Source organism: Amycolatopsis sp. FDAARGOS 1241, from assembly GCF_016889705.1.
GTDB lineage: Bacteria > Actinomycetota > Actinomycetes > Mycobacteriales > Pseudonocardiaceae > Amycolatopsis.
The window spans coordinates 6,642,058-6,660,282 of record NZ_CP069526.1; the positions used below are offsets into that span (position 1 = coordinate 6,642,058).

17 protein-coding genes are annotated in these 18,225 nt (G+C 71.0%); 7 read left to right on the top strand and 10 right to left on the bottom strand.

Annotated features, from left to right (window positions below):
- Positions 1-3: 3 nt before the first annotated feature.
- Positions 4-603 (bottom strand): GTP cyclohydrolase I FolE, encoded by a 600-nt coding sequence (gene folE, locus I6J71_RS32475; RefSeq protein ID WP_204090330.1) that lies wholly within the window; start codon positions 601-603, stop codon positions 4-6.
- A 199-nt stretch (positions 604-802) separates the two neighbouring features.
- Here folE and I6J71_RS32480 point away from each other — a divergent pair, with 199 nt between their 5' ends.
- Entirely contained in the window at positions 803-1,462 is a 660-nt protein-coding gene (locus I6J71_RS32480) for a metalloregulator ArsR/SmtB family transcription factor (protein ID WP_239155500.1), read from the top strand.
- On the opposite strand, the gene I6J71_RS32485 is transcribed toward I6J71_RS32480, so the two are convergent.
- The 3 genes from I6J71_RS32485 to I6J71_RS32495 all read right to left on the bottom strand — a co-directional run bounded on the left by I6J71_RS32485 (position 1,447) and on the right by I6J71_RS32495 (position 6,906).
- Positions 1,447-2,607, bottom strand: coding sequence for an SWIM zinc finger family protein (locus I6J71_RS32485; protein WP_204090332.1), 1,161 nt, complete (start codon positions 2,605-2,607; stop codon positions 1,447-1,449). The two genes, I6J71_RS32480 and I6J71_RS32485, sit on opposite strands and share 16 nt — an antisense overlap.
- Positions 2,607-5,348: a DEAD/DEAH box helicase gene (locus I6J71_RS32490; RefSeq protein WP_370542002.1), complete on the bottom strand. Its 2,742-nt coding sequence runs from the start codon at positions 5,346-5,348 to the stop codon at positions 2,607-2,609. The genes I6J71_RS32485 and I6J71_RS32490 overlap by 1 nt, the downstream gene beginning before the upstream one ends.
- A 319-nt stretch (positions 5,349-5,667) precedes the next feature.
- Positions 5,668-6,906, bottom strand: a complete 1,239-nt coding sequence (locus I6J71_RS32495) for a hypothetical protein (protein WP_204090334.1) — start codon at positions 6,904-6,906, stop codon at positions 5,668-5,670.
- A 142-nt stretch (positions 6,907-7,048) separates the two neighbouring features.
- Between I6J71_RS32495 and kstR the strand changes: the two genes are divergently transcribed.
- Positions 7,049-7,678 carry a cholesterol catabolism transcriptional regulator KstR gene (gene kstR / locus I6J71_RS32500; protein WP_204090335.1) on the top strand — a complete coding sequence of 210 codons (630 nt, stop codon included), beginning with the start codon at positions 7,049-7,051 and terminating at the stop codon, positions 7,676-7,678.
- 36 nt (positions 7,679-7,714) lie between these two features.
- On the opposite strand, the gene I6J71_RS32505 is transcribed toward kstR, so the two are convergent.
- Genes I6J71_RS32505 through I6J71_RS32515 form a run of 3 tightly spaced genes read right to left on the bottom strand, consistent with a single transcriptional unit; the run spans position 7,715 to position 10,400 of the window.
- Positions 7,715-8,704, bottom strand: a complete 990-nt coding sequence (locus I6J71_RS32505) for a TIGR03557 family F420-dependent LLM class oxidoreductase (RefSeq protein ID WP_204090336.1) — start codon at positions 8,702-8,704, stop codon at positions 7,715-7,717.
- A gap of 15 nt (positions 8,705-8,719) precedes the next feature.
- Positions 8,720-9,550 carry an LLM class F420-dependent oxidoreductase gene (locus tag I6J71_RS32510; RefSeq protein ID WP_204090337.1) on the bottom strand — a complete coding sequence of 277 codons (831 nt, stop codon included), beginning with the start codon at positions 9,548-9,550 and terminating at the stop codon, positions 8,720-8,722.
- A gap of 19 nt (positions 9,551-9,569) precedes the next feature.
- Complete coding sequence (locus I6J71_RS32515) at positions 9,570-10,400, bottom strand: LLM class F420-dependent oxidoreductase (RefSeq protein ID WP_204090338.1); 831 nt, start codon at positions 10,398-10,400, stop codon at positions 9,570-9,572.
- A gap of 119 nt (positions 10,401-10,519) precedes the next feature.
- Between I6J71_RS32515 and I6J71_RS32520 the strand changes: the two genes are divergently transcribed.
- Positions 10,520-11,236: a class I SAM-dependent methyltransferase gene (locus I6J71_RS32520; protein ID WP_239154054.1), complete on the top strand. Its 717-nt coding sequence runs from the start codon at positions 10,520-10,522 to the stop codon at positions 11,234-11,236.
- 46 nt (positions 11,237-11,282) lie between these two features.
- Here the strand turns inward: I6J71_RS32520 and icmF are convergent, their stop codons facing one another.
- A complete protein-coding gene (gene icmF / locus I6J71_RS32525) occupies positions 11,283-14,543 on the bottom strand; it encodes a fused isobutyryl-CoA mutase/GTPase IcmF (protein WP_204090339.1) in 3,261 nt (1,086 codons plus the stop codon).
- 144 nt (positions 14,544-14,687) lie between these two features.
- Here icmF and I6J71_RS32530 point away from each other — a divergent pair, with 144 nt between their 5' ends.
- The 4 genes from I6J71_RS32530 to I6J71_RS32545 all read left to right on the top strand — a co-directional run bounded on the left by I6J71_RS32530 (position 14,688) and on the right by I6J71_RS32545 (position 16,823).
- A complete protein-coding gene (locus I6J71_RS32530) occupies positions 14,688-15,032 on the top strand; it encodes a helix-turn-helix transcriptional regulator (protein ID WP_204090340.1) in 345 nt (114 codons plus the stop codon).
- A complete protein-coding gene (locus I6J71_RS32535) occupies positions 15,029-15,472 on the top strand; it encodes an SRPBCC domain-containing protein (RefSeq protein WP_204090341.1) in 444 nt (147 codons plus the stop codon). Before I6J71_RS32530 ends, I6J71_RS32535 begins: the two co-directional genes overlap by 4 nt.
- A complete protein-coding gene (locus I6J71_RS32540; RefSeq protein ID WP_204090342.1) occupies positions 15,469-16,119 on the top strand; it encodes a DUF899 domain-containing protein in 651 nt (216 codons plus the stop codon). The genes I6J71_RS32535 and I6J71_RS32540 overlap by 4 nt, the downstream gene beginning before the upstream one ends.
- Positions 16,120-16,256: 137 nt before the next feature.
- Positions 16,257-16,823 carry a dihydrofolate reductase family protein gene (locus I6J71_RS32545; protein ID WP_204090343.1) on the top strand — a complete coding sequence of 189 codons (567 nt, stop codon included), beginning with the start codon at positions 16,257-16,259 and terminating at the stop codon, positions 16,821-16,823.
- Positions 16,824-16,846: 23 nt separating this feature from the next.
- Here the strand turns inward: I6J71_RS32545 and I6J71_RS32550 are convergent, their stop codons facing one another.
- Positions 16,847-17,458 carry an ATP/GTP-binding protein gene (locus I6J71_RS32550; protein ID WP_204090344.1) on the bottom strand — a complete coding sequence of 204 codons (612 nt, stop codon included), beginning with the start codon at positions 17,456-17,458 and terminating at the stop codon, positions 16,847-16,849.
- On the bottom strand, positions 17,439-18,221 hold the full coding sequence (locus tag I6J71_RS32555) for a DUF742 domain-containing protein (protein ID WP_204090345.1): 783 nt from the start codon (positions 18,219-18,221) through the stop codon (positions 17,439-17,441). Before I6J71_RS32555 ends, I6J71_RS32550 begins: the two co-directional genes overlap by 20 nt.
- Positions 18,222-18,225 lie beyond the last annotated feature (4 nt).

Below are 18,225 nucleotides of genomic sequence, written 5' to 3' on the forward strand. Positions count from 1 at the left end.
CCGCTATGCGTTCACACCGGTCAGTGCGAAGAACTCCTGGCGGGAACGTGCATCCTCCCGCAAGGTGCCCAGCAGTGTCGAGGTCACCGTGCTCGACCCGGTGGCCTGCACGCCACGCAGCGTCATGCACGTGTGCTCGGCCTCGATCACCACACCGACACCTTTGGGGCTCAGCTGCTCGGCGAGCCAGCCGGCGACCTGCTTCGTGAGCCGCTCCTGCACCTGCGGCCGGCACGCGAAGTGCTCGACGACGCGGGCGAGCTTCGACAGCCCGAGGATACGTTCGCCGGGCAGGTAGCCGACGTGCGCGACCCCGGTGAACGGCAGCAGGTGATGCTCGCACACCGACCGCACCGGGATGTCGCGGGCGAGCACGAGCTCGTCGTAACCCTCGTCGTTGGGGAACGTGGTGAGGTCGAACGCGCGTGGGGTGAACAGCTCGGCGTACGCGCGAGCCATGCGCGCGGGGGTGCCCTGCAGGCTTTCGGAGTCCAGGGCGATGCCCAGTGCCGTCAGGAAGTCGCCCGCGGCGCGCGTGGCGGCGTCCAGGTCGATGCCGGGATCGGGTTCGTGGACGACGCGGAGAGCAGAGCCGGAGCGCATGGGGACACCTCGGGGTTCGACGAGTTTTCGCACATGAATATTGGTCTTATTCCGCGCGCTGGTCAAGGTGAGCAGGTCAACACCACAGGTTGCTGCTTGTGGACAACCTCATGGGCGTTATCGTGGGGACGTGACGACTGAGCCCGCCACGTCCGCCATCAAGGCCGTGGCCGCGCTGGAGGAGGACCTGCGTCGCGGGATGTACACGTTCATCCGCGCCGCGGGCCGCCCCGTCACGCGCGACGAGGCGGCCGCGTCGGTCGGCATCTCGCGCAAGCTCGCCGCGTTCCACCTCGACAAACTCGTGGCCGCCGGTCTGCTGCGCGCGCGGTACGAGGCCGTCGGGGGGATCCGCAAGGTGGGCCGCACGCCGAAGGTGTATGAGCCCGCCGAAACCGACTTCGCCGTCAGCATCCCGCCGCGCCGCCACGCCGTGCTCGCCGACATCCTGCTCGACGCCGTCGCGTCCGAGACCGAAGGCGAACCGGCCCGCGAGACCGCTCTGCGCGTCGCCGCCTCGCACGGCGAGGACCTCGGCGCCGCCGAACGCGAGAACCTGCGCCCGGGCCGCCTGGGCACCGAACGCGGCCTCACGCTCACCGAAACCGTCCTCGCCCGCCACGGCTTCGAGCCGAGTCGCGAGACGCCCGCGCGCGTGCGGTTGCGCAACTGCCCCTTCCACCCGCTCGGCGGCAAGCAGCCCGAGCTGGTGTGCGGCATCAACAAGGCGTTCCTCACCGGCATCCTCGCCGGCCTGGAAGTGCCGAACGTCGACGCCGTGCTCGTGCCCCCGCGCCACGGCGGGTGCTGCGTCGAGCTGCGCGGCACCGGTGACGAGCCGGATCACTCCGGCGGATAGGCGACGTCGAGCGGCTGCGCCGACGGCGGCCCGTCCAGCCGCCAGGCCGAGCCCGCGCGCACGAAGCGGTACCACCGGTGGTCGCGTCCGTAACGCAGTTGCAGGGGTCCTTGGGTGACCCGATTGCGCCACGCGGCCACGGTGTCCGCGGACCCCGACTCCGCCAGGCACGCGCGGGCGTCCGCGAGCGGGCCCGGTCCCGGTGACCACGTGTCGCGCAACGCCGACAGGCCCCCGCGGCCGGCTTCGGCCCAGGCTTGGGCCCACGCGGTGAGGTCCGCGAGTGGGAGCCCGGCGTCGGCGGCCAGCCCCGCCAGCTCGGCCGGCGGCCGCGCGGCGGCACGGCGCGCGAGGTCCTCCTCGAACGTCAGCTCCGCCGCGGCGCCGCCCGACACCAGCAGGTCGCGCGCCCACGCCGCTGCGTCGGCGGCCAAACCCACCAGGCGCTCCGACGTCCAGCCCGTGCTCGCCGGCGGATCGAGGTCGAGGACGGCCGGCGGCCCGGCGACGTCGGGCACCGGCGGCAGTGCGGGCACCGCCGTGACGCGGCGCGAGTAGGCGCTCTTCGGCGTCAGCCCGGGGTCACGGACGCGAGCGCGCTTCGGGCGGTCCGGCGTCCGCAGGCTGCGCAGCGTGGCGAGGACCTCGTCGCGCGGGCGGCCGCGGAGCTTGAACAGCACGAACGGGTCGGCGTCCACCTCGTCGGCGACCAGGTAGTACACGGCGGCGACGTGCTTGCACGGGTTCGCCGAATCCGGGCACGAGCAGCGCGGCCGCAGGTCACCCGGGCCGGGCAGCAGGTCGGCACCGGCCTCCCGGGCCTGGGCCGCCAGCTCCTCGGGCAGTTCGCCGTCGAGCAGCGCCGCGGTGTGGCCCAGCCGGCGGCCGATGACGTCGAGCAACCGGCTCCACTCCTCCGGCGTGAACTCGCGCATCCGGATCGTCACCCGGTAGGGCTCCGGGCGGCTCCCCCGCACACGCGCCGTCAGCTCACCCGGGCCGACCGCGAGCGCGCTCACCGTGCCCTTGCGGGCGTACGTGCGCCCGCGCGGCAACCGGTTGGGGTCGACGCTCGCGCGCTGCTCCAAGGCCTCCACCCACGCCCGGCCCCACCACGTGTTGCCGAACGTCCGCCGGGGCGGCATCACCCACCGCCGAGCCGCACGAGGTCGGCGAGTTCGTCGTCGGACAGCTCCGTGATCCAGTCCTCGCCCGCGCCCACTACGGCCTCGGCGAGCCCGCGCTTCGACTCCAGCACGGCCGCGATCCGCTCCTCCAGCGTGCCTTCGGCGATGAGCCGGTGGACCTGCACGGGCCGGTCCTGCCCGATCCGGTACGCACGGTCGGTCGCCTGGTCCTCCACGGCCGGGTTCCACCAGCGGTCGTAGTGGATCACGTGCGTCGCCCGCGTCAGGTTGAGCCCGACACCGCCGGCCTTGAGCGAGAGCAGGAACACCGGCACCTCACCGGACTGGAACGACGCCACGAGCTCGTCGCGCCGCTTCGGCCCGACCTCACCCGAGAGCAGCGCGACGGGCAGCCCGCGCTCGGTGAGCCGGCGCTCCAGCAGCCGGCACAGCCGCACGTACTGGCTGAACACCAGAACGCTGTCGCCCTCGTCGAGGATCACGTCGAGCAGCTCCTCGAACGCGGCGAGCTTGCCCGACCGTCCGCTGAGGACCCCGCCGCCCTCCTTGAGGAACTGGGCCGGGTGGTTGCAGATCTGCTTGAGCTCGGTGAGCAGCTTCAGCACCTGCCCGCGCCGCTGCACACCCTGGGCCTCGCGGATCTGCGCCAGGTTCTCCCGCACCACAGCCTCGTACAACGTGGTCTGCTCCGCGGTGAGCGGGACGAACCGGTCCGTCTCGGTCTTGCGCGGCAGCTCCGGCGCGATGTCTGGGTCGGTTTTGCGGCGCCGCAACAGAAACGGGCGCACGGTGGTCGCCAGGCGCTCGGTGGCGGCCTTGTCGCGGTCGCGTTCGATCGGCCGCGCGACCGTGCGGCGGAACCGGTCGAGCGGGCCGAGCAGGCCCGGGGTCGTCCAGTCCAGCAGGGACCACAGTTCCGTGAGCCGGTTTTCCACCGGCGTTCCGGTGAGCGCCACGCGCGCCGTGGCCGGCACCTTCCGCAGCTCCTTCGCGGTGGCGGACAACGGGTTCTTCACGTGCTGCGCCTCGTCGGCGGCGACGAGTCCCCAGTCCACTTCGGACAACGTCGCGCGGTCGCGGCGCACCACGCCGTACGTGGCGAGCACGACCTCGTCGCGCGCCAGGTCGTCGAGGTGCCGGCCGCCGCCGTGGAAGCGGCGCACGGGCACTTCGGGCGCGAACTTCGCGAATTCGCGCTCCCAGTTGCCCAGCAGCGAGGTCGGGCAGACCACGAGGGTCGGCCCGGCCCCGAGCGTGCGCCGGTGCAGGTGCAGCGCGATGAGCTGGATCGTCTTGCCCAGGCCCATGTCGTCGGCCAGGCACGCGCCGAGGCCCAGGTCCGTCATCGTCGCGAGCCAGCCGACGCCCGCGAGCTGGTACGGGCGCAGCGTCGCCACCAGACCGGCGGGCGCCGCGACCGGTTCGGGCGCGCGCGAGCGCAGCCGCTCCACCAGCCCGGCGAGCGCGGGTTGCGCGGCGAACTCGACGCGTTCCCCGTCGAGCTCCAGTTCGCCCGTGAGCGCAGCGGCCAGCGCCTCGGCACCCGTGAGCTTGCGGTCGCGCCGGGCCCGGACCCGCGCGAGCAGGCCCGGGTCGAGCTTCACCCACTGGCCGCGCAAGCGCACCAGCGGACGCTTGGCCTCGGCCAGCGCGGCCACCTCGTCGTCGGTCAGCTCGGCGCCGCCGAGCGAGAGGCGCCAGCGGAACTCCAGCAGTCCGGTCAACGGGAAAGCCGGTCCCGCCTCGCTCGCCGGCGCCTGCGTCGCGCCGGCCTTCGCGCGGACCTCGCCGGCGAAGAGGTCCTTGGGCCACAGCACTTCGATGCCCGCGCCCCCGAGCTCACGGCCGCCGTCGCCGAGCAGGTCCACGACGTCGTCGTCGGTCAGCTGCAGCTCCGTCGGCGCCGCCTCCGCGAGCACCCGCCCGAGCGGCGGCCACGCCCGCGCCCCGCGGCGCAGGCCGAGCAGCAGTTGCGTCTCCACCTGGTCGCCGAGCCGCTCCAGCACTGCGTCGGGCGCCTCCCACAGCGTCGCGGCTTCGACGACCAGGCTCGGCTCGAGCGCGGACCGCACGGCGAGCACGCCGGCGAACCGGTCTTCCTCGCGGACCTCGATCCGCAGGATCAGCTGCGCGCCGTGCGGGCCACGGGCTTCCAGCTCGGTGAGCCACGCCGCGCCGTCCGGCCCGATCAGCGTGGGCTCCGCCGCCGCGAACGCCGGCCCGCCCGCCCCGACGGAGGCGGCCGGGCTGCGCACGAGCACGTCGGCAGCCGCGTCCCACAGCGCCCGCACCAGCGACTCCGGCGAATGCAGGCGGATGCGCTTCACCCCCGAGAGCGGGAGCGCGTGTGCCTCCGGCGGCAGCGCCGACGCCAGCCCCCGCAGCAGTTCCTCGTCGGCCGCGTCGAGCGGGCCCACGCGCCACGAACCGACGCCACCGGGCGTGAGCGCGGGCCGCAACCGGCCGCGCGCCACGAGGTTCACCCCCGCGTTCACGGCGGCCGACCACGCGGCGACGGCCGGGCTGACGTCGTCGGGCACCACCAGCAGCCGAGGGATCGCCCGCGCGAGCGGCACGAGCCGCGCCGACACCTTCGTGCGCGTGAACTTCCCGCCGCCGGGCAGCACGAGCTCGATCGCGGTGTCCCCCGCGACCTCGTCGCCCCAGAGCGCGAGCACGCCCTCCCGCGGCGGATCCGAGGGGAGGTAGGTGGCCTGGGTGTCTGCGCCGAACTCCACGACCAGCACCGTAGGCCAGGGGTACGACAACCGGCTCAGCGCGGCGGCCGAGCGCCCCCTCCGCGACAGCCGGCAACAGCACCTGCGTGGTGCCGCCCGCGAACGATACGTGAGGAGGAACTCGCGCGAGGCGTCCTCGCTGAGCAGACGCAACGGGATTGCTTCTCCCCGACCACCCGACGGCGAACACGTCCTGCGCTGCACTGGCACCGGCTCCCCAAGCCCTCTCACACGGGAGCTGCGCAGCCCACGCGACAATGCCGCCGTCAGCCCCGACCGGCTGGTGACCGCGGCCCCGGCGCGCAGGCACGCCAACCGGTCAGCGCGGCAGCCCAAGCGCCCACTCCGCGACAGCCGACAACAGCAGAGCAGCACTCGCGCGCGGCGGCCGCGTTCGGCAGGCGCGACCACCGGGCGGCGAACAGGTCCTGCGCCCAAGCCAGATCGGCTCCTCGAAACCTTTCACAAAGAGCGGCGAACTTGATGCGGCAACGCCGCCGGCCCCGACCGCCGGTGCACGGCGGCCCCGGCGCGCACGCCAACGGGTCAGCGCGGCAGCCCAAGCACCCACTCCGCGACAGCCGACAACAGCGGAGCAGCAACTCGCGCGCGGCGGCCGCGCTCGGCAGGCGCAACGCTCCGCACCGACCACCCGGCGGCGAACAAGCCCTGCGCTCCACTGGCACCGGCTTCTCAAGACTTCTCCCACGGAGCTGCCAAATCCATGCGCCAACGCCACCGGCCCCGACCGCCGGTGCACGGCGGCCCCGGCGCCGAAGGCACACCGGCGGTTCAGCGCGGCAAACCGAGCACCCGCTCCCGCCACGGCCGACAGCAACACTTGGGTGGTGACACCCGCGATCGACAGGCAGCGGGTGAGCAGGAACTCGTGCGACGCCGGGTCGTCCGGCAGCAGCGCTGGGCTCTCGGCAGCGGTGGTCAGGCACCAGCGCGCGACCCCGGGCTCCTCCGCGACGGCGAGCGTGGCCGCGAGGTCACGTACGCCGGGCAGCTCCAGGACGTCGGGCACCGGCACGGGGGCGAGCTGACGGGAGAAGTCGAAGCGCGCCAACGGTTCCACGTGCACGCCGGCCGCGCCGGGCGGCAGCAGCACGTGGCCGCCGGGCACCGGGACGAGGAGCCACGCCGCCGCGTCGGCCCCCCGCAAGGGCGCGGTCTCACCGTGCAGGACTCCATCCGCGCACGGCGCCTCGAGGAGCACGGCCACGAGCGTGCTGCCGCCGGCGATGGACTCGACCAGCGCACCACCGTGATCCGCGAGCGGAAGCCCGGCCGGCGCCGTGCTCAGCAGCGGACCCGGGCACCAGCGCGTGAGCCGCCGCCGCGAGGCCCGCGGCCAGATCGGCGACGCTGCCGCCGGCGTCGTCGGCCGAGAGGGCAACACAACGCCGAGCAAGCCGAGGGCGGCGAACGCGCCGGGCACCGCGGCTGCGGTGTCCTCGGCCGCGCGCACGGCCGCGATGGGGTCGTGGCTCTTCGCCCAGCCGTGGACCGCGGCGGCCGGCGCCGCCTGTTCACCGGTGAGCGCGACCGCCATCGGGCCACCTCACGGGACACTACTCGCAGGCATAGAACGTGTTTCAGTATTCCGGCCAGTCTGGTCGGTAGTACAACGTTTCGCCAGGGACGGTACGCTTAACGCAGAACTGGAACGAGTTCCGCAAGACGGGAGATGGCCCATGCCGGGCAAGGCGAAGGCTCCGGCGGCGAAGGCGCGCACCGGACTGGGCACGATCGGCGACGAGCTCGGGTCGGCGGCCCAGCGCGACCGCCGGCGCCGCATCATCGACGCCACGCTCCAGCTGGCCTCAAAGGGCGGCTACGACGCCGTCCAGATGCGCGCGGTCGCGGAGAAGGCCGACGTCGCGCTGGGCACGCTGTACCGCTACTTCCCGTCGAAGATCCACCTGCTCGTATCCGGCCTGGCGCGGCAGTTCGAGCGGGCGCAGGAGAAGCTGGAACGCGCGCCGATCCCCGGTGAGACGCCCGCGGAACGCCTGATGTTCGTGCTGGGCCGCAACACGCGCCTCATGCAGCGCGACCCGCACCTCACCGAGGCGATGGTGCGCGCGTTCATGTTCGCCGACACGTCGGCCGCCGCCGAGGTCGAACTCGTCGGGCGGCTGATGGAGGACATGTTCGCGCAGGCCATGGGCATCGCCGAACCCACGGAGTCCGATCGCGACATCTTCCACGTGGTCGCCGACGTGTGGATGTCGAACCTCGTCGCGTGGGTCACCCGCCGCGCCTCGGCCGCCGACGTCGCGCACCGGCTGGAGCTGTCCGTGCACCTGCTGCTGGACAAGTAGGGCCGCGCGAGCGGACCCCACTTGCCCGGAAGCAGCTCAGGCGGTGAGCTTCGGCAGCACCTGAGAGCCGAACACGTCGAGGAACTGGTCCTGGTTGCGGCCGACGTTGTGGATGTAGATGCGGTTGAAGCCGGCGTCGATGTACTTCTGCAGCGAGGCGCGGTGCACGTCGGGGTCGGAGGAGATGACCATGCGGCCCTCGAAGTCCTCCCGCCGCACCAGTTTCGCCATCTGGGCGAAGTCGAACGGGGATCGGATGTCGGCCTTGGGGAACTTCATACCCCCGTTGGGCCACTGGTCCATCGCGTTGTCCCACGCGTCCTGCTCGTCTTCGGCCCAGGACAGGTGCACCTGCAGCAGCTTGGGCATCTCGTCGCCGTTCTTGCCGGCCTTCTTCGCCCCGGCGTTGAAGTTCTCCACGATCCCGGCCAGCTTGTCGATCGAGGCGCCCGGCGTGATCAGCCCGTCGGCCAGCTCCCCGGTCTTGCGCGAGGTGTAGGGGCCGGCCGAGGCGATGTAGACCGGCGGCGGAGTGTCGGGCAACGTCCACAGGCGCGTGGTGTGCAGCTTGAAGAACTCGCCGTTGTGCTTGACGTCCTTGCCGGTGAACAGCTTCCGGATCACCTCCAGCGCCTCGAACATCCGCCGTACCCGCTCCGGGGCCTCGGGCCAGTAGCCGCCGATGATGTGCTCGTTGAGCGCCTCCCCCGACCCGATCCCCAGCCACGTCCGGCCCGGGTACGTGGCCTCCAGGGTCGCGGCGGCCTGGGCGACCATCGCCGGGTGCAGCCGGAACGACGGGCACGTCACCCCGGGCCCGAGGTCACCGGTGGTGTTCTCGGCCAGCGACGCCAGCACGCTCCACACGAACGAGGCCTCACCCTGCTGCGGCACCCACGGCTGGAAGTGATCCGCCGCCATCTGCCCCGAAAAACCCCGCTCCTCGGCCGCCTTCGCCAGCCTGATCGACTCACGCGGCGAGAACTGCTCCAGCGCAGCCGCCAGCCCGATTTGCACGTCAGTCACGCGTTTTCCGCTCCTTCACCGGTACTTTTCGACGACCTTCACCAGGGCGTCGAGCCTGCTCAGGGTCTCCGCTTCGGGCCGCGTGCCGAGCAGGATCGTGATGCGCTCCACGCCCGCCTCCACGTAGGCCTCCAGCAGAGCCTCGTTCTTGGTGCCCACCGCGAACACCGACACCGGGGCGCCCGGTGCCACTTCGTCGCGCAGGGCCATCAGCTTCCCGACGCGTTCGGGCACGACCACGGAGTTCGGCATCCACACCCCGCCGTGCCGGCCAGCGCGCCGGGCCGCGTACTTGCTGTTGCCACCGATGTAGATCGGCGGGTGCGGGGCCTGCACCGGCTTCGGGTACGCGACGGCGCGGTCGAAGTGCGTGAACTCGCCGTGGAACGTGGCTTCTTCCGCCGTCCACAGCTGCTTCATCGCGTCGAGCCGCTCGTCGAGCAGCCGGCCCCGGGTGTCCGGGTCGGTGCCGTGGTCGCGCATCTCCTCGAGGTTCCAGCCCGCGCCGACACCGAACAGCACCCGCCCACCCGAGAGGTGGTCGAGCGAGGCGACCTCCTTCGCGGTCTGGATCGGGTCGCGCTGCGCGAGCAGGGCGACGCCGGTGCCCAGCAGCAACGTCGACGTCACCGAAGCCGCGGCGGTCAGCGCCACGAACGGGTCGTACATCCGGTAGTACATCCGCGGCAGCTCGCCACCCGCCGGGTACGGCGACTGCCGGTCGGCGGGAATGTGGCTGTGCTCGCCCACGAAGAGCGAATCGAACCCGCGTTCCTCGACCCCGCGCGCGAGCGCGTCGGGCCGGATGCCTTCGTCCGTGACGAAGCTGAAGATCCCGAACCTCATGCGGTCATCGAACCACGGTTCACCGGTGGTCCGCCGCGAGCCGGGCGAGGTCGTCGAGCGCGCTGAGCGTCTCGGCCTCGGGCAGTGTCGGCAGCATGAACGTGTAGCGCTCCACGCCGGCGGCGGCGAACCGCTTGACCGCGCCGGTGTCGGCCGCGCCACCGAAAACGGTGAAGGGCACGTCGGTGCGGCCCTGCTCCGCCAGCCACTCGCGCACCCGCCGGATCTCCTCGCTCGGCGTCTGCTGCCGCGGCAGCCACGCGTCGCCGTAGGCGGCCAGGCGCTTGAGCGCGGCGGGGCTCTCGCCCCCGATGTAGATCGGCGGGTGCGGGGTCTGCACCGGCTTGGGCCACGCGAAGATCGGGTCGAAGTCCACGTGCTTGCCGTGGAACTCGGCCTCCTCCTGCGTCCAGATCGCCTTGAGCGCCCCGAGCTGCTCGTCGATCAGCGCGCCGCGGGTCTTCGGATCGGTGCCGTGGTTCGCCATCTCCTCGCGGTTCCAGCCCACACCGACGCCGAACGCCACCCGTCCGCGCGACACCAGGTCGAGCGACGCGACCTCCTTGGCCGTGTGGATCAGGTCGCGCTGGATCAGCAACGCGATGCCCGTGCCGAGCACCAGCTCCGACGTGTTCACCGCGGCCGCCGCGAGGGCCACGAACGGGTCCAGCGTGCGGTAGTACTTCCGCGGCAGGTCCCCACCCCCGGGGTACGGGCTCTGCCGGTCCACCGGGATGTGCGAATGCTCGGCCAGGAACAGCGAATCGAAGCCCCGCTCTTCCATCGCCTCGCCCAGCACGTCGGGGCGGATGCCTTCGTCGGTCACGAACGTGGAGATCCCGAAGTCCATGCCTCGTTCTACCCGATGCGCGACCACCCTATTCCCGCGCGGCCGCCTCGAGTTGACAGCCGGCCACGGACCGTCGCAGCATGGGGTTAAATCATCATTCGTTGAATAAGGTGGTGGCCATGAGCAAACCGGGCATGAAACCCGAAGACGTCGATTTCGAACAGGTCTACCGCGGTGCCGCCCCGCTCGGCCCACGGATCCCCTGGGACGTCGGCTCGCCGCAGCCCGCGGTCGTCGCGCTGGCCGATGCGGGCGAGTTCACCGGCGAGGTGCTCGACATCGGCTGCGGACTCGGTGACAACGCCGCGTTCCTCGCTTCGCGCGGACTGTCCGTCACCGGTCTGGACCGCGCGCCCTCCGCGCTCGAGCAGGCCCGCGCCCGCGCAGCCGCGAAGGGCGTCGACGTGACGTTCGCGGTCGCCGACGCGACGAAACTCGAAGGCTGGGAAGGCCGCTTCGACACGGTGCTCGACAGCGCGCTCTACCACTGCCTGCGCGAACCGCAGCGGCACGAGTACCTCGCCGCGCTGACCCGCGCTACCCGGCCCGGCGCCCGGCTGCACCTGTTCTGCTTCTCCGAAGAGGTGCCGGAATCGTTCCCCGGGCCGTTCCGGATCAGCGAGGCCAACCTGCGCGAGACCGTCGCGAAGGATTGGACGATCGACCGCCTCGAACCCACCCGCTACGCCACGTCGTTCACCCGGGAAGAGCTCGGCGCGAGCGTGCGGATGTTCGCCGAGGGCAACCCCGGCGCCGGTGACCTCGACCGCCTGGAGACCGACGCGCAGGGCCGCGTCCAGGCACCGGCCTGGCACCTGGCCGCCCACCGCTCCTGAACGCGGCCGAGCCGGGTCCCGCGCGGGGACCGGCTCGCGCCGCGCGTCAGACGTTGCGGCGGTACTGGCCGCCCACCTCGAAGAACGCTTCGGTGATCTGGCCGAGCGTGCACACCCGCGCCGCGTCCACCAGCACGCCGAACAGGTTGCCGCCGCGGGTCGCGGCCTCGCGCAGCGCCTTGAGCGCCTGCTGGGCCTCCTCCTGGTGGCGGTGCTGGAAGTCGGCCAGCCGGTCGAGCTGCGACTTCTTCTCGTCCTCCGTCGCGCGCGCCAGCTCCACCTCGACCTCGTCGTCGGCCGCACGCGGGTTGCGGAACGTGTTGACGCCGACGATCGGCAGCGACCCGTCGTGCTTTTTGCGCTCGTACAGGATCGACTCGTCCTGGATCTTGCCGCGCTGGTAGCCGGTCTCCATCGCGCCGAGCACACCGCCCCGCTCGGAGATCCGGTCGAACTCGGCGAGCACGGCTTCCTCGACCAGGTCGGTCAGCTCGTCGATGACGAACGAACCCTGCAGCGGGTTCTCGTTCTTCGACAGGCCCCACTCCTTGTTGATGATCATCTGGATCGCCATCGCGCGGCGCACCGACGACTCCGACGGCGTGGTGATCGCCTCGTCGTAAGCGTTGGTGTGCAACGAGTTCGCGTTGTCGTAGAGCGCGCACAGGGCCTGCAGCGTGGTGCGGATGTCGTTGAAGCTCATCTCCTGCGCGTGCAGCGACCGGCCCGAGGTCTGCACGTGGTACTTGAGCTTCTGCGACCGCTCGTTGGCGCCGTAGCGCTCGCGCATGGCCACGGCCCAGATCCGCCGCGCCACGCGGCCGAGCACCGAGTACTCCGCGTCCATGCCGTTGGAGAAGAAGAACGACAGGTTCGGCGCGAAGTCGTCGATGTCCATGCCGCGCGCGAGGTACGACTCGACGTAGGTGAAGCCGTTGGACAGCGTGAACGCCAGCTGCGAGATGGGGTTCGCGCCGGCCTCGGCGATGTGGTAGCCGGAGATCGACACGGAGTAGAAGTTGCGCACGCCGTGCTCGATGAACCACTCCTGGATGTCCGCCATCATGCGCAGGCTGAACTCCGTGGAGAAGATGCAGGTGTTCTGCCCCTGGTCCTCCTTGAGGATGTCGGCCTGCACGGTGCCGCGCACGTTCTTCAGCGCCCACTCGCGCAGCTCGGCGGCCTCGGCGTCGGACGGCTCGCGGCCGTGCTCGGCGCGGAACGCGTCGAGCTTCTGGTCGATCGCCGTGTTGAGGAAGAACGCGAGGATCGTCGGGGCCGGGCCGTTGATGGTCATCGACACCGACGTGTTCGGTGCGGTGAGGTCGAACCCGTCGTAGAGCACCTTCATGTCCTCGATCGACGCGATCGAGACGCCGGACGTGCCGACCTTGCCGTAGATGTCCGGACGCGTGTCGGGGTCGTGGCCGTAGAGCGTCACCGAGTCGAAGGCCGTCGACAGGCGCTTGGCCTCGGAGTCGGCTGACAGCAGCTTGAACCGGCGGTTGGTGCGGTACGCGTCGCCCTCACCCGCGAACATGCGCGCCGGGTCCTCGCCGTCGCGCTTGAACGGGAACACGCCGGCCGTGTAGGGGAAGTAGCCGGGCAGGTTCTCCCGGCGCAGGAACGACAGCAGCTCTCCGGGCTCGGTGTAGCGCGGCAACGCGACGCGCGGGATCCGGTTGCCCGACAACGTGTCGCGCCACAGCTGCGTGCGCAGTTCCCGGTCGCGGACCTTCACCACGAGTTCGTCGCCGCGGTATTCCTCGGCGAGCTCGTGGAAGCGCTCCAGCAGCTTCGTCGATTCGCCGTCCACATCGGACTCTGCGGCGGCGAGCAGGCCGTCGATCGCGTCGGTCGAGGCGTCCGCTGTGTCCAGCTCGGACAGCGCGGCCTTCGCAGCGGCCAGGTGCTCGCGTTTGCGCACGGCGGCGACCTGCTTCGCGGTCTGGTCGTGGTACCCGCGCACGGTGTCGGCGATCTCCGACAGGTAGCGCACACGGTTGCCCGGGATGATCGTGCTGGCGTCGGTGGACACCTTGCCCTCGACGGCCGGCAGCGTCCCCGCCGACACCGACAACCCGCGCTCGGCCAACTGGTCGCGCAGGTGCTGGTAGAGCGCCGTCACACCGTCGTCGTTGAACTTCGCGGCGCTCGTGCCGTACACCGGCATGTCCTCGGGCCCCTCGGAGAAGGCCTCGCGGTTGCGCACCAGCTGGCGCGCGACGTCGCGGCGGGCGTCTTCGGCCCCGCGGCGCTCGAACTTGTTGATGGCGACGACGTCGGCGAAGTCGAGCATGTCGATCTTCTCCAGCTGCGACGCGGCGCCGAACTCCGGCGTCATCACGTACAGCGACTCGTCCACGTAGTCCACGATGCCGGCGTCACCCTGGCCGATGCCCGGCGTCTCGACGATCACCAGGTCGTAGCCAGCGGCCTTGCACGCGAGGATCGACTCCCGCAGCCCGATCGGGATCTCGCCGCTGGTCGTGCGCGTGGCGAGCGAGCGGAAGTACACCGGCGCCGCGCCGAGACCACCGGGCGCGAGGCAGTTCATCCGGATGCGGTCGCCCAGCAGGGCGCCGCCGCCCTTGCGGCGCGACGGGTCCACGGCGAGCACCGCGATCCGCAGCTTGTCCTCCTGGTCGAGCCGGAAGCGGCGGATGAGCTCGTCGGTGAGCGACGACTTGCCCGAGCCGCCGGTGCCGGTGATGCCGAGCACCGGCACCTCGCGCTTGTTCGCGGCCTCGGTGATGGCCGTCAGCCACTCGTCGGTGAGCTTCTCGCGCTGCAGCTGCGTGATCACGCGCGCGAGGGCCGGTACGTCGCCGGAGAGCAGCTTGTCGACAGAGGCGGGCGGCTGCGCGGCGAGGTCGACGTCGCACGCCTTGATCATCGAGTTGATCATGCCCGGCAGGCCCATCTCGTAGCCGTCTTCGGGCGAGAAGATCCGGGCCACGCCGCGGGAGTGCAGCAGGTCGATCTCCTCGCGGACGATCACCCCACCCCCGCCGCCGAACACCTTGATGTGCCCGGCGCCGCGTTCGCGCAGCAGCTCCACGAGGTAGGAGAAGTACTCGACGTGCCCGCCCTGGTACGCGGAGATGGCCACGCCCTGCACGTCCTCGGTGATGGCGGCGGTCGCCACCTCGTCGACCGAGCGGTTGTGCCCGAGGTGCACGACCTCGGCACCCTGCGACTGCAGGATGCGCCGCATGATGTTGATCGAGGCGTCGTGGCCGTCGAACAGGCTCGACGCGGTGACGAACCGGACCGGGTTCTCGGGACGGTACAGGTCGCTGCTCATACTCCTCAAAATACTTTGACTTCCTACTATTGGAAACCCGAGCTGCGGTGACGCAGCTCTCATCCATCCGTTCGAGGTGGTTGACATCGGCCAGCTCGGGCCTATATCAACCTATTAGTTGAACAACCAAGCGATTGAGAACTGATGGCCACTGACCAGCTCAGCACCACGTTCGCCGCGCTGGCGGACCCGACGCGGCGGGCCATCCTCGCCCGGCTCTCCCGCGGCGAAGCGACGGTGAACGAGCTGGCTGAGCCGTTCGCGGTGAGCCTGCAGGCCGTGTCGAAGCACCTGAAGGTGCTCGAGCACGCCGGCCTCATCACCCGCGGGCGCACGCGGCAGTGGCGCCCGTGCCGCCTCGAAGCGCGGCCGCTCGAGCACGTCGCCGACTGGGTGGGTGAGTACCGGCAGTTCTGGGAGGCGGGGTTCGACCGCTTGGACGAGCACCTGCGACTTTTGCAGGAGCCCCGGAGGGAGACCGAGGGATGACACAACGCGATCTCACCATCACGCGCGTGTTCGACGCCCCGCGTGAGCTGGTGTTCCGCGCGTGGACCGACCCGGACCACCTCGCGAGCTGGCTCGGCCCGCAGGACTTCGCCGCTTCGGTGGCGACGCTGGACCTGCGGCCCGGCGGCGCGTGGCGGGCGCGCATCCACAGTGAAAAACACGGCGTCGAACGGTGGATGCAGGGCGCCTACCGGGAGATAACCCCGCCCGAGCGGCTCGTCTTCACGTTCTCGTGGGACGACCCGGCCGACGAAGTGGGCGAAACTGTCGTGACCATCACGCTCGCCGACGTCGGCGACAAGACCGAGATGACGTTCCACCAGACGCCGTTCCCGAACGAAGCCGAGCGCTCCGGGCACCGGGACGGCTGGAACTCGACGTTCGAAGATCTCGCCCACTTCCTGGAGGAGGCCCGATGACCACCGCACTTCCCCGCGTCGTGTCCGCCGAAGAGTGGCAGGCCGCGCGCGAGTCCTTGCTGGCCAAGGAAAAAGAGCTCATGAAAGCGCAGGACCACCTGACCGCCGAACGCCGGCGGCTGCCGATGGTGCGCTTCGCCAAGCCGTACGAGTTCGACTCGGCCGAGGGCAAGAAGAGCCTGCTCGACCTGTTCGAGGGCCGGAGCCAGCTGATCGTCTACCACTTCATGCTGCACCCCGGCGACGAAGCGGGCTGCCCCGGTTGCTCGATGGTCATCGACAACGTGCCGCACCTCGCGCACCTGAACGCCCGGGATGTCACGTTCACCGTCACCGCGCCCGCGACGCTGCCGGAGATCGAGGCCTACAAGGCGCGCATGGGCTGGGACGTGCCGTGGGTGTCCGCGCACGGCAGCGACTTCACCGAGGACTGCGGCGTCGGCCGGTTCTTCGGCGTCAGCGTGTTCCTGCGCGACGGCGACGACGTCTACCGCACGTACTTCACCAGCGGGCGCGGCGCCGAGACGTTCCTGGCTTCACACCGCTACCTGGACATCACTCCGTTCGGCCGCCAGGAGGCGTGGGAGGAGGAGTCGCGCGGCACCGACGAGCCGGGCTCGTGGTGGCGAAGGCACGACGAGTACTGAGGATTCTCGAACACCCAGTCGAGTACTGAAAAGATTTCCGGCCGAATACCGACGGTCGTGTCCGGTCGCGCGACGCGGCTCCGACTCTGGGGTGAAGGGCGTCCACAGGGGACGCCGCCGGATTAAGGAGCCACGCCATGGGTAAGCTGCTGTTCTACGTCCACGTATCGCTCGACGGCTGCGTTGAAGGACCGCACGGCGAGTTCGACTGGCCGGTAATGGGACCCGAGCTGTCGCGTCAGTCCCAGGCGCTCTCCGACCGTGCCGCCGTGTTCGCCTACGGGCGGCGGGTGTGGGACATGATGGCGGGCTTCTGGCCGCGCGCGGAGTCGCTGTCGGACGATCCGCACGACATCGCGTTCGCGCCGGTGTGGCGGAAGAAGCCCAAGGTCGTCTTCTCGCGCACGCTCACCGATCCCGGCTGGGGCACCGAGGTGCTCGGCGGCGACCTCACCGAGGAGGTCGCGGCGCTGAAAGCGCGCTACACCAAGGACATCCTGCTCATGGGCGGTGCCGAGCTGCCCGCGGAGCTCGGCCGGCTCGGGCTGATCGACGAGTACCACGTGGTCGTGCACCCGGTGGTGCTGGGCGGCGACAAGCGGCCGTTCGCCGTCGACGCCGAGCGGCTCGGCCTGCGGCTGCTGGAGTCGCGTGTGATCGACGGGTCCGTGGTGCTGCTGCGGTACCGCCGGGTCACCGCGTGACGAGGTGACCCGGCGCCGCGGGTTCAGCGGGCCTTGGCCGCCCGCAGGGCGATCCACTGGCGCATGGCGTACTCGACGAGCGTGATCAGCGTCTGCTTCGTCGACTCGCGGTCCCGGGCGTCGCAGCGGACGATCGGGATGCTCGGGTCGATGGACAGGGCCTCGCGCACGTCGTTGATGTCGTGCTCGAGCACACCGTCGAACGTGTTGATGCCGACGATGTAGGGCAGGCCGCGGTCTTCGAAGAAGTCGATCGGCGCGAACGAGTCCGCCAGGCGGCGCGTGTCCGCGAGCACGACCGCGCCGATGGCGCCCCGGACCAGGTCGTCCCACATGAACCAGAAGCGCTGCTGGCCCGGGGTGCCGAACAGGTACAGGATCAGGTCGGCGTCGAGCGACACACGGCCGAAGTCCATCGCGACCGTGGTGGTCGTCTTGTTCGGGGTCTGGTCGAGGTTGTCGATGCCGCGGCTCGCGTCGGTCATCATCGCCTCGGTGGTGAGCGGCACGATCTCCGACACCGACCCCACGAAGGTCGTCTTGCCGGCACCGAAGCCGCCCGCGACGACGATCTTCGCCGATGTCATGGTCGGGGGTGCGGTTTCCCGCGGTGCCTTAAAGCCGACGGAGTCCACTCAAAACCCTTTCCATCAACATCAAGTGTGCTTCGGCGCCGTCATTGCCCGAAATCGTCCGGTGCACGGTGACGAGGCCCGCGTCGGCCGCGTCACTGATCAGCACCCTGGCGACACCCAGAGGCACCCGCAAGATCGCCGCGATCTCGGCGACCGAGCGCGGGCTCCGGCACTCTTCCATGATCGAGATGCTCTCGATCTGCTCCGCTGCCGCCTCGGGGAAGCCCCCCGCGACGACGTGGTCATTGGTGGAGATCAGCGTCTCGAGCTCGAGCGCGTAGTTCGCCCGGGTCCGGCCGCCGGTGAGAGCGTACGGCCGGACGATCGAGGTCTCCTCGGCCGGGTCCACCCGATCGGGTCGTTCCGGCCGCGTGAACGCGGCGGGCATCACGAACTCGCCGCTGGGCGGTCCGGGGTCGAAAAGCCCGCCTGGTCTGGGCCCGTCCGCATCGGTACTGCCCGGTGGAGAGACTAGAGAGGTCACACGATCTCCTAACTCGGCCGGCGGCGGCGGTGGTGGTGCCGCCGGCGGTTCCTCCGCCGCGTGCGCTCCCGCGGGTGCGGACGGGGGTTCGGGGGACTGGGACTCCTTGGTGCTCTTCTTCCGCTTCTTGCGCGAGCGGCCCGAATCGAGGCTGAAGGCGTTGAGGACGTCGGCGAACGTGCCGTCCTCCTCGTCGCGGGCAGCATCTTGTTCGCCCGCACGCGGGGGCTCGCCGCCGTCTCCGGGCTCTCCGCCGAATAATCCGGACCCCGTGCTCATCGCG

Bases quoted from the DNA above. Each gene is read 5' to 3' on its own strand.
- I6J71_RS32480 (WP_239155500.1), top strand. From the start codon at position 803: ATGTACACGTTCATCCGCGCCGCGGGCCGCCCCGTCACGCGCGACGAG.
- I6J71_RS32555 (WP_204090345.1), bottom strand. From the start codon at position 18,221: ATGAGCACGGGGTCCGGATTATTCGGCGGAGAGCCCGGAGACGGCGGC.
- I6J71_RS32485 (WP_204090332.1), bottom strand. From the start codon at position 2,607: ATGCCGCCCCGGCGGACGTTCGGCAACACGTGGTGGGGCCGGGCGTGG.
- I6J71_RS32510 (WP_204090337.1), bottom strand. From the start codon at position 9,550: ATGAGGTTCGGGATCTTCAGCTTCGTCACGGACGAAGGCATCCGGCCC.
- I6J71_RS32540 (WP_204090342.1), top strand. From the start codon at position 15,469: ATGACCACCGCACTTCCCCGCGTCGTGTCCGCCGAAGAGTGGCAGGCC.
- folE (WP_204090330.1), bottom strand. From the start codon at position 603: ATGCGCTCCGGCTCTGCTCTCCGCGTCGTCCACGAACCCGATCCCGGC.
- I6J71_RS32530 (WP_204090340.1), top strand. From the start codon at position 14,688: ATGGCCACTGACCAGCTCAGCACCACGTTCGCCGCGCTGGCGGACCCG.
- kstR (WP_204090335.1), top strand. From the start codon at position 7,049: ATGCCGGGCAAGGCGAAGGCTCCGGCGGCGAAGGCGCGCACCGGACTG.
- I6J71_RS32535 (WP_204090341.1), top strand. From the start codon at position 15,029: ATGACACAACGCGATCTCACCATCACGCGCGTGTTCGACGCCCCGCGT.
- I6J71_RS32515 (WP_204090338.1), bottom strand. From the start codon at position 10,400: ATGGACTTCGGGATCTCCACGTTCGTGACCGACGAAGGCATCCGCCCC.
- I6J71_RS32495 (WP_204090334.1), bottom strand. From the start codon at position 6,906: ATGGCGGTCGCGCTCACCGGTGAACAGGCGGCGCCGGCCGCCGCGGTC.
- I6J71_RS32545 (WP_204090343.1), top strand. From the start codon at position 16,257: ATGGGTAAGCTGCTGTTCTACGTCCACGTATCGCTCGACGGCTGCGTT.
- I6J71_RS32520 (WP_239154054.1), top strand. From the start codon at position 10,520: ATGAGCAAACCGGGCATGAAACCCGAAGACGTCGATTTCGAACAGGTC.
- icmF (WP_204090339.1), bottom strand. From the start codon at position 14,543: ATGAGCAGCGACCTGTACCGTCCCGAGAACCCGGTCCGGTTCGTCACC.